The organism is Marivita sp. (genome assembly GCF_051251565.1).
In the GTDB taxonomy this organism is placed as follows: Bacteria; Pseudomonadota; Alphaproteobacteria; order Rhodobacterales; family Rhodobacteraceae; genus Marivita.
The window spans coordinates 57321-73312 of sequence record NZ_JBPOFB010000012.1; the positions used below are offsets into that span (position 1 = coordinate 57321).

Here is a 15992-nt window from a genome sequence, read left to right on the forward strand (position 1 = left end):
CGCGTGTCCGCGTGACGTCGTCGGTCGGGCAGGGCCGTCAACCCACATCCGAGCCAACCGCGCGCACTGTGTTCGCGCTGGCGTGGCCGATGACAATCAAGGCGATCATGCTGCATGGCACGGTTGTGATCGACGCCTATCTGGTGTCCTCGCTGGGCGAAACATCGCTGGCGGCGATGGGGCTGGCAGCTGCGATTGCGGGGTTTGTGCTGGGCGGCATCCTCGCGTTTTCGAACGCTATGCAGATCCGCACCGCACAGGCCTTTGGCACGGCTGATCCCGTCTTTCTCAAATCGGTGCTGTCAGCGGGTTTGATGATCAGCCTTGCCGTCGGATTTGTCGGTCTTGCGCTGATCTCGCTGTTTGGCGGAACGCTGATTGCCGCGATGGCGCCAAACGCAGAGGTGGCGGAACTTGCCACATCGTACCTGACTGTCTTTTCGCTGGTGATCCTTGGTGAGGCGATCGGCCAATGTCTGTCGAGCTATTTCAATGGCTGTGGCCGAACCAAGCTGCCGCTTTACAGCTTTTGCCTCTCGGTGCCTGTCAATGTCACGTCGAGCATCATTCTTATCCACGGGTATTTCGGATTGCCTGCGTTTAGTGTGACCGGGGCCGCGATGGGCAGTGCACTTGCGGTGTTCGTGCAGGTGGGGTTTCTGATCTGGCGTCTTGTGCGGCTTGATGGCTACCTTCGGCGCGTCGTGGGCTGGCGCAATGGAACATTCGGACCAACACTCAAGCGGCACATGGCGTTTTCGCTGCCCATTGCGGCCACCTTTATCAGTGCCACGTTCTCAACCCATATCTGCATGCTGATCTATGCACAGCTGAGCCTTAATGAATTCGCCGCGATGACCTTGATTGCGCCGTGGATCATGGTGGCGGGCACGGTGGGGATGCAATGGGCGCAAGCGTCCGGCATCATCGTGGCGCAGCTTTTGGGGCAGGACCATAGCGAAGAAGCCCTAGACCGCTTTCTGAGCAGTGCGTGGCGCGGGGCTTTTGTGGCGGCGGGCGGCGTTGCTGCGATTTATGGCGTGGTGTGCCTGTCGGCCAGCGTGCTCTATGCTGATCTGAATATTGAGACGCAGACCATTCTGTTTGGTTTTTTGCCGCTCTTGCTGGTCTTGCCGTTCCCGAAAGGATCGAATGCCATTTGCGGGAACACGCTGCGTGCCAGCGGGGATACGATCTATGTCATGCACGTCTTTGTGTGGTCACAATGGCTGTTTCGGGTTCCGGCAACGGCGTTTGCCGTGATTACCTTCGATTTGTCCGCATTCTGGGTTTTGTCGATTGCACTTTGGGAAGAACTGCTCAAGTTTCCTGCATTCCACACACGGCTTTATCGCGGCGACTGGAAACGCGCGAAAATCGCCGAGTGATGAGACGGTAGAACCGCCATGCGATCCAAGGGAGGACATAATGCTAAAGACCGAACTGCGCCGCGCGATTGATCCGCGCCATGCCAAGACAATGGATACGACGGAATTGCGGGCGGACTTTCTGATTGAAGACCTGTTTCAGCCGGACACAGTCAAGCTGACCTATTCGCAATATGACCGGATGATCGTGGGCGGCGCTGTGCCGTCAGCGGGGCCTTTGACGCTTGATGCGGTTGCGGAAACCGGCACGGCGTCCTGGCTGGATCGGCGCGAGGCGGTGTTCGTCAACATTGGCACCACGGGCGCTGTGCAGGCGGGGGGCGAAACCTACGAACTGGCGCGCGGAGACATGCTCTATCTTGGTATGGGGTCGGGCCCGGTGACTGTAACGGGTACAGACGCGCGGTTCTACATCGTATCAGCCCCGGCGCACCGGCACATCCCGGCGCGGCGTGTCACCATCGCGGATGCGGCCCAAGTGCCGTTGGGCGCACGGGAGACTGCAAATGAACGAGTGGTTTACCAGTTTGTGCATCCTTTGGTCATGGAAACCTGCCAGATTGTCATGGGTATGACCAAACTGGCAACCGGGTCGATCTGGAACACGATGCCAACGCACACCCATGAACGGCGCTCTGAGGCGTATCTGTATATCGACCTGCCCAGCGATCAGCACGTTGTGCACCTGATGGGCGAACCTGACGAGACCCGTCACATGATCCTGCGCAACGAACAGGCGGTGCTGTCGCCGCCTTGGTCGATCCATTCGGGGGCGGGCACAACTGCCTACAGCTTTATCTGGGCGATGGCAGGCGACAATGTCGATTACACGGACATGGACATGGTGGCGATGGAGGATCTGCGATGAGCCGGTTTTCCCTTGAGGGCACACGGTCCTTCGTGACCGGGGCCAATACCGGCATCGGTCAGGCCATCGCGGTCGATCTGGCGCAGCAGGGCAGCCACGTGATTGCTGTGGGTCGGTCGTCGATGGACGACACCCTGACCGCGATCCGCGCCTCGGGCGGCACAGCAGATGCGTTGATGGCCGATCTTGGCACCGTGGCGCAGGCCACTGCTGCGTTTGACGCGGCCCTTGCGCAATTTGGGCCGATCGACATTCTGGTCAATAATGCTGGCATCATCCGGCGCGCCGACAGTCTTGATTTCTCGGAAGAGGATTGGGACGCGGTGATGGATATCAACCTCAAAGTGGTGTTCTTTTTGTCCCAGGCATTTGCCCGCGCGCGCATCGCGGCGGGGCAGGGCGGCAGCATCATAAACATTGCATCGCTTTTGTCGTTTCAGGGCGGCATCCGTATTCCGTCCTACACCGCCGCCAAAAGTGGGGTGGCGGGCCTGACCAAGACGCTGTCAAACGAATGGTCCAGCCAAGGCATCACCGTGAACGCGGTCGCGCCTGGTTATGTGGTCAGCAACAACACAGAAGCGTTGCGCGCCGATCCCGAACGCAACGCCGCCATTCTGGAGCGTATCCCCGTAGGCAGGTGGGGCCAGCCCGAGGACATCGCCGGTGCCGTGACCTTTCTTGCGTCGCCCGCGGCGCGGTTTGTCACCGGGGTGACCCTGCCTGTCGATGGCGGGTGGCTGGGGCGGTAGCCGCTCCTAGTAGTTCCACATCGTTCCGTCCTGAAGCCGCACCACAGGGTGGCTTCCGGGGGCGTAGCTGTAGCGCGCGGCTTCGGATTCGTCGAAATCGACACCGAGGCCGGGCGCATCGCTCACATACATCATGCCAGTCTCCATCCGGTGCTCGGAGGGGAACAGGGCGTCACATTCGGGTGTGCCCAAAACCAGATATTCCTGAACGCCAAAGTTCGGGGCCCAGGCATTCAGGTGGTGATGCGCGGCCATCGAAATCGGCGAATGGCTGGGCGCGCCGTGAAATCCGGTGCGGATGTGGTGCAACCCGGCGAGATCAATGATGCGTTTCACGTGGGTGATGCCGCCCGCATAGGTCACTGCGACACGGATGAAGTCGATCAGTTCTTGTTCGATCAACCGGTTGCAGTCCCAGATCGAATTGAACACTTCGCCGATGGCGATGGGCGTGGTGGAATGCTGGCGGATCAAACGCAGCGCGTCCTGGTCGTCGGCGGGGGTCGGGTCTTCCAGCCAGTACAAACGCACAGGTTCAACCGCCTTGGCAAACTCGGCCGCCTCACGCGGCAAAAGGCGGTGATGCACATCGTGCAGGATATGCAGATCCTGGCCAAACCTGTCGCGGATTGCAGCCAGGGCCGTGGGCATGAAGCGCATGTATTTGTCGCTGTCCCAGACCTCGACCTTGGGCTGAATGCCGGTGTAGTCGGTGATATAATTCCGGGTATCGCCCTTTGTTTCCGGCACTGCATAGCTGGCCGTGGGCATGCCGGGAATGCCGCATTGCACCCGAACCGCCTTGTAGCCCGCCTCTACATAGTGGGCGATCGAGTCCATCAGGTCGTCTAGATCGGACCCGGTGGCATGGGCATAGACCATCGCGCCATCGCGGCTTTTGCCACCAAAAAGCTGGTAGAGCGGCATGTTGGCCAGTTTGCCCTTGATGTCCCAAAGCGCCATATCGATCGCACCATAGGCCGCCATGGCAATAGGGCCGCGCCGGAAATAGGCCCCGCGATAGAAAAACTGCCAGATGTCTTCGGTGTTGCGGGGATCCTTGCCGATCAGGTTCGGGATCAGATGGGTCTCAAGATAATGTGCAGGAAGGGTTTCGCGGTTGTTCAGTGTCGCATCGCCAAGCCCGTAGACACCCTGATCCGTCATGATCTTGAGCGTGACATAGTTCTTCTTTGGCCCGCCGACAAAGACCTTGGCATCGGTGATTTTCATGACATGTGCTCCTGTTCAGTCCAGTTGCGGCGCCGGGCTCCACGGGGTGCTGTGGCGGACAAGGTCAATGATCTGCTGGTATTGCCGACCCTCCCGGAAGGTTGGGTAGGGGGTAACGGGGGTGCCTTGGATGTCGGCTACAAAATCACGCGCCAGTATGTGCCAGCATTGTTCAGTCTCACCGGTGACCTCGGGCATGCTTGAGGCGATGTCGCCCGGCAAGGGCAGAGCGCGCCACGTCTTGTCGGGTCCAAAGTGATGCAACTGACCGCTGCCGTAATGCCCTTCGAGGTAAATCGCCCCGGTGGTGCCGTAGAACACAATATGATCCTCGTGGAAGCGGGGCACCAGCCCGCCATGTTTGAACAAAACCGATACGGGCCGGTCCGCGAGCGGAGTGTCGATCTGCGCCATCAACGTGTACGACCACTCCACGTTGCTTTCGCCCCAATCAAGCGTTGGGTCGTTCAGGTCATCGGGTATGAAGTCGCGGCGTTTGGTAAAGTTGTGCACGCCAGTGACAATGGGCGCGCGGCCAAGATCGTCGCGCACCTCTCCGGCAAGCTGTATGATCTTGTCGCCAAGCACGGATGTGACAATCGACAACGTGTGCGTGAAGTTGTTGTTGAGCCGCCCGCCACCGTCTTCCTTGCGATGTGACCAGCCAAAGGGAATCTCACGCTCCAGATTGAAATGCGACATGCATTCAACCTCTGTCGGAGCCCCAATGGCCCCGTCCCTGACCAGCCGTGCGGCGTGCTGAACGCTTGGGGTATAACGAAAACTGGCGGCGTAGGCCGTTTTGACACCGGCCGTGCAGGCAAGCTCGTACAACTCTGACGCGGTTGCACCGCTATCTGTCATCGGTTTGTCGCAAAACACATGGCAGCCATGGGCGATGGCCTGCTTGATCGGTGCGTAATGTGCCCCACCCGGCGTGGCGATGGACACGATATCGGGTTGGCACGCGTTTAGCGCAGCCTCCCAATCCGTGCTGCAATAGGGAGTGCCCAGCCGCTCGGCAACATCCCGGACCACGGACCCGGTGCGGCCCACCAGCCCCACCACCTGCGCCCCGGCTGCCCGAAACGCAGCCGCATGCCCTTCGCCGGCGAAGCCCGTACCGTAAACCAAGACCTTAAGCGCGTCTCCCATCACGTCTCTCCCGTTTGTTGACTAGTATACTAGATTGCCGTTTGGCGTTTGGCAATCACCCTGGAGCAAGGAGCACGACAAAAGCGTTCCGCGCATCAAGCGCACTTCGTCCCGCAAGACGATTGCTCGCAGATGTCTTCGGGTGGTTCTGATCTGGAAAATGGTGCCCCACACGTACCCACATTAATTCCGCAGAATTATGAAAATATGATGTAATTATCACAGGAAATCAATCGATACCCCCAATAATACCCCCAGAAGCTATGTCTTGCCTGTCTTGCGGAGAAGTTGATCCGGTTTTCATTCATGGTTTTTAGCTTGAAACTTACCCACTGGTGTTCAGAGTCTGACAAAAATACCCGATGGATACAGAGTATCGGACACCACGCTCACATGCCTCAACAAAGTCATCAGATCTCGGATCAGAGTCTGAACTGACCACGATGGCGCAGTTCCCGTTCGCAGAGGCAGCGAGGCGCACCTTGTTGCGACCGGCCCAAACCTGACGTTCGACCGGTAACAGGATCGCTGCCGTTCAGCTCGTCAAAGCGGACATTGGCTGAGCGTGTGCCCTCGCAGGCCTGAAGAGAGATTTACGGTCTGTTCCTCAAGCAGGCTCAGACGGGATGCGTGGTGTGTCGTCCGGCATCGCACTCCACAAAGCTATTCCTTGAGCAACCGATACAGAGGCGCGCCTCCGAAACTAAAGAGCTGAACCGTATGCTCTCCCTTCACGCGAAAAACCACCCAAGCCATTGCAGTAGTGACGGTCGTTGCACTTGGCGCGCCCAGAAAAAAGCCATCACCACAATCAGACGGCGAAACTGGAACGAAAGCTCGATATCCACCACCCTCTAAGTCCTCAAGGTCGATCTCTGAAAACTTCCCGATACAGTTTGCATAGTGAGAACCCGCAGCTGAGAATTCATACTGGAAATCGACCGCAACTGTTTTTCCCACATTCTCATCCAAGAAGGTTTCCAAATCTGAGTTCGCTTGTAGACAGGTTCGGCTTGGCGTAGAGCAGATTACTTCTCCAACAAAGCTAGCGTCGCCCGGCGACACAAATTCCGCAATCAGATTGCGTAAATCTGAAATGCTGACAATGGCCCCAGCAACTCCACCAAGAAGTGTCAGAAACAACAATGGTTTCCAATTCTGCAATTTTTCCATACTCAACTGACCAAACCGTCTCCACGCATCGCCGCTGCTCCCTTGCAGCATGCATGTTTGCTCGCCCCAAATCCAGCACACCAAGGCCTGCTTAGCCAGAAAACACGCTTGTCGATCGCTGCTCCGAAGTGTGGAAGCGAACGACGGCCCTAACCGGACTCTCACCAAGTTGCTCGGATGCCGTGCTGCGGCCCGTCAGACCTGACTTTCGCCGCAACCGCAAAATCAGATCGTGGGCGAATTCACACTTCGCGGGACAAACCGGACCTTGGGTTCCATTCGTCCAATGGCGGCTTTTGTCACGTCGGGCCCATAAACATATCGAGGCGTCAAAGGACTATTTGCAGATCGACTCCACTGAGGCTTTGACCGCTTCTGGCGCAAAGATATCGTCCATCCAGCCGTCTTTGAAGATCACGGGCTCGGCTTCTTCAATCGCAAGCATACAACCATCCGACAGTTTGCCACCCGGTTGCACGCCGAAGGCGACGGCCAGCAATATGGTGAGGTGGCCCAATAAAAAGTCCTCTGCCGCTTGATAAGGCACGCCGCGCTTTGCTGCTTCGTCTGTAGCATCTTTGAGAACTTTGGCAAAGGTCGCGCCAATGGATTCAGACAAAGCTGGTTCCAGAATGGCCATTTGTTCCACCGTGCATCGATGAGACCGCATGACAGGGCCATAAAAAGTCCGCGCGATGTCTTCGCACATTTTATAGTGTTCTTCTGGACCTTGCCCCAGGGCGCAAATGATATGCTGTTTGGCCGCGATGCCGCCGAAATAGTCTTTCTTGGCATCAGGTGCGGTTTCGTCGTTGAACAGCGGCGGGTGGCAGGGATGCGCGACGAAGTATGTAATGTCATCCCGCTTAGGCAAGGTGCCCGCATGGGGCGCTGCCGCATCCAGCATGATGACCGCCGTGCCCGGCCTAAGCTCGTCCACGAAGCTGGTCAAAATCTTGCCAATCAGCCGATCCGGCACCGCGAGAATGACGGCATCCGCGTTGCTGAGCGCTTGGCCTTGTCCCACACATTCAAGACCGGTTTCGTCTTTCAATCGCTGCTGGCCCTCGGGGCTCACCTCGACATGCTGGACGTCATATTCGGACCCCATAAGGTTGGTCGCAAGGCGGACCCCCATTTTGCCGCCAGCCCCCATCAAGGCAACTTTAGTCATGATCTTCTCCCTATTTTCCATTTCGCCATTGGTCAGCCCTTGGTCAGCCCTTGGCCGCCACAAAGAAGTCTTGCGCGCCCATCTGGCCGCCCTTCAAGCTTACCTCTAACCCATCAATGTCTGGGTCATCTTGGCAATGGACGCGGCACAGCGGCGCCCCCGGCGCCAGCGGCGTAATCGCAGACAATGCCTGCGCCCCAAGTGCTGTCAGCGCATGGCCAGAGGTATCGCCACCTGCGACAATGATCCGTTGTTGACCGGTCTTTTTGCGAACGAGTGAAACAATGCGGCCAAGCGCCTGCCCAAGTCGCGCATTGACGTCACCGGCCGACAGCGCTGAACTTTTGATGGCATGCGCCATACGGTGCAGCGCAGGATCGTCCGCACCGCGCGCTGTAGCGACGAGGACGTCATGCCCTTTGTTTAAAAGGTCGATGCTTGCATCACACAGACGCGCCACCTCTTTTGACAAGCTGTCTGGATCAATTGCCAAGCTTGCATCGAATTCCAGAACTTTGAAACTGTTGGCCTCTGCATAGGCGATCTGATCGGCCGTCGTCGGCGCACAGGATCCAGAGACGGCAAAGATTTGATCCACCTGGCTAAGACCTTGCGGCTCAAAATCCGGCGCGATCGCGCCCGTGTGGCGCCAATGGGCGACAAGCGCATATTCGACGCCTTGCGACCCAACTGCAAAAATCGGTTGCCTGCGGTTTTGCCAAAGGACCCGCCCGGCTTCGATTAAGGTTTCATCGTCGATGACATCAAGTGCGATAATCCGGGCGCCACGGTCGCGCTGTGATTGCAAGGCGTGGTCCGTTTGCCCGGCCTTCATCGCGGCAAGGTCAACGACCCCTGTGACCAGTTTGGTTTGTGCCGACAGATGCAGACACAGATCGGCCTCTTGCATCGGGGTCACGGGGTGGCGTGACATAACAGGGTGGCGATCCAAGCGGTGATTTTCAGCGCCCGCGCCCGCAAATAAGTTACCAAAAGCTTGATAGCGGCGGATCGCCGGGGCACCGACAATGAGAGGCATCCAATCGCTGCCAAAGACATCGGCCCCAATCTCTGCCGCGGTTCCGATTGAGCCAACCTCGGGGGAGCTATCAAAAGTAGAGCACACTTTGTAATGCGTGACCGGCGCCTTAAAACGCTTCAGAGCTGCAAAGATTTTTGGCAACTCCGCGCGCATCCAACTGGGGTCTTTTGAGCGGGCCAGACCCGCGACGCCGATCGCTTGAAGATTGGGGTAGTGCTTTAGCATCTCAGGGGTGGGTGGTTGCAGAAACAGCATCGTTGGAACGCCAGCAAAGCTTAGGACTTCCATGACAGCGGAGGATCCTGTGAAGTCATCGCCATAAAATGTCAAAAGGGGGGGCATGGGGTCAATAAGCCTTTAGCGCTGACGCCAAGGCCGCGTGGTCTTTGGCATAAACCGCGATATCCACACCTTGCATTGCGGCGTCCCAGGCTTGCCGCATGGCCATCACGCCGCTTTCGATCCCATCCGGATGTGCCACGACACCGCCGCCTGCCGTCACAATAAGATCGGGTGACCCTGTTGCCGCCAAAGTGCCAGCCGCTTGCCGGACCGTTTGACCCGATGAGAACACCGGCACGGCCCGCATCGGTGCGTCTGCAAATAGAGGGTCCGACAGTGATTGCGCCGATGCAATGACGCTTTCATTTGCTTCGGAAAACTTGTTGTCCAAGCCGTTGACGTGCATATGGTCTGCACCTGCCAGCCGCCAAAGCTTTGACCACGCCGGATACGACCAGCCGAGCATTGGGTCGCGCGTCAGCGCCCCCCAACCGCAGCGATGGGCATGGATCGGCAAGGTCGTGTGACGGGCAAGCTCTACCACGCCAGACATCCCGACCGCATTCAGGCTGACCATCACGCAGGTGCCGCCAAGATCGCTTACCAGATCATGCCGGGTGCGCATTTCATCAATCTCGCCCGTGAGGTTAAACGCGACCATCGCCTTGCGCCCGGTCTTGTCCGCCGCCCTATCGACCGCCGCCATAACAGCGCGCACGCGATCTTCGAACGGGCAGGCGGGACCATCGGCTTGCAGCTCGTCATCTTTGATAAAATCAATGCCGCTGTCGCAGAGTTGCGAAACAAGAGTGCCAGTCTCTTGCGCCGATAGCCCAACGCTTGGCTTGATGATCGTCCCAACAAGCGGCCTGTCATAGACGCCGGATAGGTTGCGCGTTCCCGCCATGCCAAACTTTGGCCCGCTATATTGCTGGGCAAAGGCTGCGGGCAATCTGACATCCAGTAAACGCACCCCAGAGAACGGCTTCAATTCGAACAAATTACCTGCAATCGTGGCAATCAAATTTGGAAGCGACGGGCCAATGTTGTCCAAGGGCCAGGACAGCGTCATCTCTGCCCGCGTCCACGATGTTCCCTTTGTGCCACCTGGCAAAGAAGGCGCATCAACTGGGCCAAGCGCGACCAGCCGTTCGACCCGCGCGCCTGCGCGCGCTTTGAGTTCGGGCGTTTCGCCCGGGACCGCGCGAAATGTTCCCGAGGATTGCTCCCCGGCCATGATTTCAGCAGCTTGCATCGGGTCAATCGCCGTTTCGATCAGGTAGTCGGCCTCGATCCGAAGTGGGGTCTTTATGGCGTCATTGTTCATGAGGCTTTTGCCACATAAAGCAGTGCTGACCGGTCAAGATGCTTTGATATTATCGCAACAGCGCCAGCAGAGTCCCGCGCCGCTAAGCACGCAACAAGCTGGGTGTGCTCTTGCAACGTCGTGTCCTCGCGGCCCGACCAATGCAAGACCGGCCTATGGTATTCCTTAAGCCACGTCAGCATCGCGCGTGTCGTGGCTTCGATCAGCGGGTTCTGGGTGAGGGCCCCGAGTGCCGCGTGAAAGGCGATGTCGGCTTCGATGAAGGCCTGCGCGTTACCTAAAGCATCGCGCTGAGTCTCGATCAAACGGTTCAGGCTGCGCGCGTCATCTGGGGTACAAAGCCCCGCAACGATCCCCACTGTGCCGACTTCCAAAATTTTGCGAAGTTGTTTTAGGTGCTCAAGGTTCGCGGGCTTGCTGGACAGCAGCAGCTTGGCGGCGTTATCGACCTGATCCACGACGCTTGCAGCGCTGAGTTCGCTGACCCGACTGCGTTCACCCTGCGCCACGCGGATCACGCCCTTTTGCGCCAAAGCTTGCATCGCCTCGCGGATCGCTGGACGGCCCACGCCGAACTTTTCCATCAAGACCCGCTCTGACGGAACGACATCCCCGGGCTGCAGATCACCAGAGGCGATCAGGTTCCAGAGTTGCGCAAAGACTTGGTCCGAGATTTTCTGCCGATTGATCGGCTGGAAATCGGGATTGGGGGGATCGGAAGGATCGTCATTCATCCGATGTTTGTTATCAGTGACTAACTGGTATGACAAGTTAATAAGATGCGATAAGCTGCAGGCTAACGGGCGTGTACAAATCTCCAAAAACCAAATAGGTGGCGCACTTCTTGGTTCCCTCGATCAAGCAACTGTCGCACAAGGCCACTGCGGGGAGGTTCAGCGGTGCGCTTAGTGCGCGAAACCAGTCATTCATGGATCGCGCAGCATTCCGCACTTCGGGCTCAGAGCCGCCTTGCGGCGATGCAGCGACAGCGGAGATTCCCGACAGGTGCGTTCCGACGTGGACGGCCCGGAGCTGCCCTTCACCGGTTTGGCCATCGCTGCGGCTCGGTTTCCCCAAACTTGACATTCATTGCAGCTGCAGAATTGACAGGCCGATGTGCTGTCCCATTTTTGACGCGGCGCCTTCGTGACCTTGGCTTGGCAGTCCGTGGTTTGGTATGGCGATTCCGAATGACATTTGAAAGGACAGCCGGATGAAACAGCCCGTATCTTCGTTCAAGGAGAACCTTCAGACACTGCCATCCATCGATGGGATCGAGAGACTGGAGATGATGGATGCCGCCGGTAATGTGGTCGCATCCATTGAGAATCAACTGGGCAAGCAGGGGTCCCTGGCGGTCTACCAATACCTGTTCGCGACATATGGGGTTCTGAATGCCGAAGCTGCGACACACGGGCTGGCAGTCTTTGCGGAACATACCGAGGACGCGCGAAACCAACCCGGTGCGCATCCGAACATCGACCGCCTGCTTGAGATACAAGGCGGTGGTGCGTCTTTGACCATCCGGCTCGTAAATCAGTAAGCGGCTCTGCTGCCGCTGGTAAAGCACTGACATAGTATAAGGCTGTGATGTAGGGCAGGCGGAAGGCGTGCCTGCCCCGTTCGTCCAACAGCACCTCGCAGCGTCATCCGGGCTCTCGTCCGGGCGACCGGGCGCGGGCCCGTCCTTCCCAGCGTCTTGGATAACCGTTGAACCAGCCGGGCCGGAGAGTACCATCGACTTCATGAGAATTCAGAACCAAATGCACGCCTTCTTGCGTAGAGCAGCGGCGCTTGCCGCCTTCGTCGCCCTGCTGTGGGCGATTCAGATCGTCAATTGGATCCTTGGCTATGGCTTGAACCCAGCCTTCGGCCTGGTCCCGCGTCACGTCACCGGAATGGACGGGATTGTCGCGATGCCCCTGCTGCACGGCAGTTTCGCCCACCTCATCGCGAACACGCCGCCCCTGCTCGTCATGGGGGGACTGCTAATGGCCACCGCAACACGGGCCTTGTTGGCTGTAAACATGATGGTAGTCGCGCTCGGCGGCGGCCTCGTCTGGATACTCGGTAGCCCGGCAATTCACGTCGGCGCATCGGGGTTGATCTTCGGTTGGTTCGGCTTCCTAATTGCACGGGGCCTAGTAGATCGCTCACCCGTGACACTGGGCGCCACAGTCGTCATCGGGGGGCTTTATGGCTCCCTCCTGTGGGGAGTGCTGCCGGGGCAACCCGGCGTGTCTTGGGAAGCCCACCTGTTCGGCGCGCTCGCGGGCGTTGCGGCAGCTCTTCTGATCAGAAGCCCGGTCCATGCACCACGCCTGCGCGGCGTTGACCGGCCATAACGAAAGACTTTCTGCGGCCCAAACTGGGCCTTGGTCGCCGGCCAATTATTGAAACAGATGTCACCAGACCGGCCATTCATGCATGGCGCAGCATTCTCAGCAACGAAGGGTCGAATTGCGCACGGGCCCGACTGCTGCAAATCCCGCTTCTCCAGAACGCAAGACTCACATCGATGCTTTCCGCTTGTCCGACGTCTCTTCAGTATAGAAACATCGTTACGGTCATTGGAAAAAAGGCCACAATCACGAGGACCACAAGCATCACAGCAATAAATGGCAAGGTGGCGGCAAAGATTTGCTCGACCGAGACGTTGGGATCGTTGAGCGTGTTATGCACTGTGAAGACGGATATCCCAAAGGGTGGCGTCAACAACCCAATCTCGACAGCAATCACTGTCACAATCCCAAAGTGCATGAGGTCAATCCCAAGCCCTTGCGCGATGGGTGCCGCGATTGGAACCATTATGAGCAGGATCGACGTGCTGTCCAAGATCATTCCCATCAGCAATATGATGACAGCGTAGAAGAAAAGAAATCCGAGCGGGCCAAAGCCAGAATCCGTGACCAAGCCCGCGATAGCATTTGGCAACCCAGCAATGGCCAGCATCCGCGAATAGAAAGAAGCAGCCACGAGTAGCAACAGGATTGAAACCGAGATCACGCCGGTCTGCTTCATCACCTGCCAAAGCTTTTTTCGATCAAGGCTGCGTCGCGACAGTGCCACGATCAACGCGCCGAACGCACCGATGCCGCCTGCCTCGGTCGGGGTAAAAAACCCGGTGTAAAGACCACCCAGCACCAGAATGACCAGCAGGACGATCGGGAGCAGTTTGAGCACAAGCTCTTTCAACGGCATGGGCGTGAAATCACGATCCAGACGCCGCTCGCGCACAGCATCAGGATCGTTCAGCACGAATTTGGGAAAGGCGATGGTAATCCCGATCAGCATCGCGACAAACCCAAGTGCCAACATCAATCCCGGAATGATCCCGGCGATAAACATGCCGCCAATCGAAACTTCGGCCAGAATGCCGTAGACAATCAACAAGAGCGACGGCGGGATCAGCATCCCCAATACAGATGACCCGGCAACGGTGCCTGCCGAAAAGGCGGGCCGATACCCGTGACGTGTCATTTCGGGAACCGCAACGCGGGTGAAGACCGCAGCTGACGCGATGGACACACCGGTGACCGCGGCAAAGATGGTATTTGCTGCAACTGTGGCGACGCCCAGACCACAGATCATGCGACGCAACAGCTCTTCCGCCACTTCGAACGTGTCACGCCCGACATTTGACACGCTGACCAGCAGCCCCATCAAGACGAAAAGCGGGATGGTCGCGAAAAGATAATCCGCGATCCCAGAATAGGCAGTCAGTTCCAGCATCCTGAACGCAAGATCGATATTGTCCCGGATGATCCAGATCCCAAGAAACGCCACACCAAACAGTGCGTAGGCGATTTGCATTCCTAGAAGCACAAGACCGACGAGCACCGCGATCAGGATGAAGCCGATGGTCAGCGTGGTCATGCCCTGCTCCTTACGCTGCGGAGTTCTTCGCGGGCTCTGTAAAGAGCGGCCAGTGCCGCGACGGTACAGCCTAGAATCGTGATGCCACGGAAGGGCCATGTCGGGATCGTCCAGACACCTTGAACGCCAAAGAATTCGGCGGTTTGCCATGCGCTCTGGAATTTTGGCCAAGAGGCCCAGAGGATCAGCGCAAAGACGATAGCACCAGCGATACAGAACAGCGCCTCAAGCCAGGCCACGAAGCGCGGCCTGGATTTCTGCAGACGACGGACCAGAAAATCGGCGCGTGTCAGGCGAAGTTGCAGGATCGCGGCTGGCACCTGCAGAAAGACAATGGCAACGACGGCGCGCGCAGCAATCTCGGACACGCCGGTTATCGGGGCGTCCAGAAAGTTTCGACCGATCACATCCGCCACGATGAGCAGCATCAACGCACCGATGCTGGCTGTGCCAACTGCCGACATGGCCGCGGCCATTGAGCCAAGAACCGCACCGTAAGGGGCATCCGAAAAGGACGGGACAAACCGATCCTCTTCCAGCTCTGGTGTGTCTTCATTGCTCATGGCCGGGCGTCCTGCTGCCAAGGAGACGCCCGCCCGGTCCATTTGGATCCGGACGGGCGCAAACGTTCAGGTGACGATCTTAGAGACCGTCGTCCCAGTTCCGAAGCGGTGTTGCACCGCGTTCACGCAGAGCCGCAAAATAGGCTTTGAGCACAGTCTTGCCCGCATCACCGGTCTGTTCCAACCAAGGCTCGATGATGTTCGGCAGGCCATTGACCCACTTGGCTTTTTCTTCTTCGGGAAGCTGATGGATGGTCAGACCAGCCGCCTGCATCTCGTCAAGTGCGCGCGCCGCCAGATCACCCACATAGTCGCCGTGCGCGAGTGAAGTTGCCTGTGCGGCTTCGCGGAAGGCGGTTTGAACCGGCTCTGGCAAGCCATCGAAGAAATCCTTGTTTGCCGCAATGCCACCGAAATACATCGATCCGATCCCCACACGGGTCAGTTCGGGGGCCACTTCGTAAACGCGGGTTGGCAAGATGCCCGACGCAAAGGACAAGGTGCCTTCGGTCACACCGGTCTGGATATTGGTGTAATAGGTGGTCAACGCCCCATCGACTGGCGTTGCCCCTGTTTCACGAAGCCAGTTGGCGGATGTGCCCGGAGCGTTCAGTTTGCGGTTCTGAAGGTCTGCCATCGAGGTCACGGGGAACGTGCCGTAAATATCATAGCTGTCAGTGATCAATGACGACAGATGCACCATCCCGTTCTCAGCCCAGCTATTCTTGAGCTCGGGCAGGTTCTCCGAAAGATCATCAAAAATCTCGATGATCATGCGGTGATCTTCGGTCGCGAACGGCGTGAAGTAGGTCACGTTCTGAAGCGGCATGTTCGCCCCTTCCCAGACCGTGCCGACCATGCCGACATCGACAATACCGTCCATCACCGCTTCGCGCGTGTCGGTAAACTTGTAGAGTGTGCCGGCATAGTTCTCGACCCAGTTGACCTGATATTCGTTGCCATTCTCGGCAAGAATGCGGTTCACCTCAGGCTGGAAGGTGTTTTTCATCGCGTAGACCCAGATATTGGCCTCTGGATGCGAAGAGCCGATATTGACCGTCAGGCTTTGCTGGGCAATCGCCGCACTGCCGATCAGCATCGCACCGAGTGTTGTAAGTGCTGTGAGTTTCATACTTATCCTCCCTTTGGTGGGCGCGCT

At 58.0% G+C, this 15992-nt stretch carries 15 protein-coding genes; 5 read left to right on the forward strand and 10 right to left on the reverse strand.

What is annotated here, in order from left to right:
* Positions 1–11 precede the first annotated feature (11 nt).
* From ACSHXH_RS14525 to kduD, 3 genes are read left to right on the forward strand one after another with little or no spacing between them, the layout of a single operon-like run.
* Positions 12–1388 (forward strand): MATE family efflux transporter, encoded by a 1377-nt coding sequence (locus ACSHXH_RS14525; protein ID WP_435672532.1) that lies wholly within the window; start codon positions 12–14, stop codon positions 1386–1388.
* Between the two features lie 40 nt (positions 1389–1428).
* A complete protein-coding gene (kduI, locus tag ACSHXH_RS14530; RefSeq protein WP_435672533.1) occupies positions 1429–2256 on the forward strand; it encodes a 5-dehydro-4-deoxy-D-glucuronate isomerase in 828 nt (275 codons plus the stop codon).
* Entirely contained in the window at positions 2253–3008 is a 756-nt protein-coding gene (gene kduD, locus ACSHXH_RS14535; RefSeq protein WP_435672534.1) for a 2-dehydro-3-deoxy-D-gluconate 5-dehydrogenase KduD, read from the forward strand. The genes kduI and kduD overlap by 4 nt, the downstream gene beginning before the upstream one ends.
* 6 nt (positions 3009–3014) lie before the next feature.
* Here the strand turns inward: kduD and manD are convergent, their stop codons facing one another.
* The 7 genes from manD to nanR form a co-directional block, all read right to left on the reverse strand.
* Positions 3015–4241 (reverse strand): D-mannonate dehydratase ManD, encoded by a 1227-nt coding sequence (gene manD, locus ACSHXH_RS14540; protein ID WP_435672535.1) that lies wholly within the window; start codon positions 4239–4241, stop codon positions 3015–3017.
* A gap of 15 nt (positions 4242–4256) precedes the next feature.
* A complete protein-coding gene (locus ACSHXH_RS14545) occupies positions 4257–5396 on the reverse strand; it encodes a Gfo/Idh/MocA family protein (RefSeq protein ID WP_435672536.1) in 1140 nt (379 codons plus the stop codon).
* A gap of 663 nt (positions 5397–6059) precedes the next feature.
* Positions 6060–6620 (reverse strand): hypothetical protein, encoded by a 561-nt coding sequence (locus tag ACSHXH_RS14550; RefSeq protein ID WP_435672537.1) that lies wholly within the window; start codon positions 6618–6620, stop codon positions 6060–6062.
* Between the two features lie 286 nt (positions 6621–6906).
* On the reverse strand, positions 6907–7743 hold the full coding sequence (locus ACSHXH_RS14555; RefSeq protein ID WP_435672538.1) for a phosphogluconate dehydrogenase C-terminal domain-containing protein: 837 nt from the start codon (positions 7741–7743) through the stop codon (positions 6907–6909).
* Between the two features lie 43 nt (positions 7744–7786).
* The gene (locus ACSHXH_RS14560) at positions 7787–9127 is read right to left on the reverse strand and encodes a four-carbon acid sugar kinase family protein (RefSeq protein ID WP_435672539.1); all 1341 of its coding nucleotides are present in this window, start codon (positions 9125–9127) and stop codon (positions 7787–7789) included.
* A gap of 4 nt (positions 9128–9131) precedes the next feature.
* Positions 9132–10394 (reverse strand): ribulose-bisphosphate carboxylase large subunit family protein, encoded by a 1263-nt coding sequence (locus tag ACSHXH_RS14565; protein ID WP_435672540.1) that lies wholly within the window; start codon positions 10392–10394, stop codon positions 9132–9134.
* Positions 10391–11128 carry a transcriptional regulator NanR gene (nanR, locus tag ACSHXH_RS14570; protein ID WP_435672541.1) on the reverse strand — a complete coding sequence of 246 codons (738 nt, stop codon included), beginning with the start codon at positions 11126–11128 and terminating at the stop codon, positions 10391–10393. The genes ACSHXH_RS14565 and nanR overlap by 4 nt, the downstream gene beginning before the upstream one ends.
* A gap of 479 nt (positions 11129–11607) precedes the next feature.
* Here nanR and ACSHXH_RS14575 point away from each other — a divergent pair, with 479 nt between their 5' ends.
* On the forward strand, positions 11608–11937 hold the full coding sequence (locus tag ACSHXH_RS14575) for a DUF2322 family protein (RefSeq protein ID WP_435672542.1): 330 nt from the start codon (positions 11608–11610) through the stop codon (positions 11935–11937).
* A gap of 220 nt (positions 11938–12157) precedes the next feature.
* On the forward strand, positions 12158–12739 hold the full coding sequence (locus ACSHXH_RS14580) for a rhomboid family intramembrane serine protease (RefSeq protein WP_435672564.1): 582 nt from the start codon (positions 12158–12160) through the stop codon (positions 12737–12739).
* 199 nt (positions 12740–12938) lie between these two features.
* On the opposite strand, the gene ACSHXH_RS14585 is transcribed toward ACSHXH_RS14580, so the two are convergent.
* From ACSHXH_RS14585 to ACSHXH_RS14595, 3 genes are all read right to left on the reverse strand, one after another.
* The gene (locus ACSHXH_RS14585; RefSeq protein ID WP_435672543.1) at positions 12939–14270 is read right to left on the reverse strand and encodes a TRAP transporter large permease; all 1332 of its coding nucleotides are present in this window, start codon (positions 14268–14270) and stop codon (positions 12939–12941) included.
* Entirely contained in the window at positions 14267–14833 is a 567-nt protein-coding gene (locus tag ACSHXH_RS14590) for a TRAP transporter small permease subunit (protein ID WP_435672544.1), read from the reverse strand. The genes ACSHXH_RS14585 and ACSHXH_RS14590 overlap by 4 nt, the downstream gene beginning before the upstream one ends.
* A gap of 79 nt (positions 14834–14912) precedes the next feature.
* A complete protein-coding gene (locus tag ACSHXH_RS14595) occupies positions 14913–15965 on the reverse strand; it encodes a C4-dicarboxylate TRAP transporter substrate-binding protein (RefSeq protein ID WP_435672545.1) in 1053 nt (350 codons plus the stop codon).
* Positions 15966–15992 lie beyond the last annotated feature (27 nt).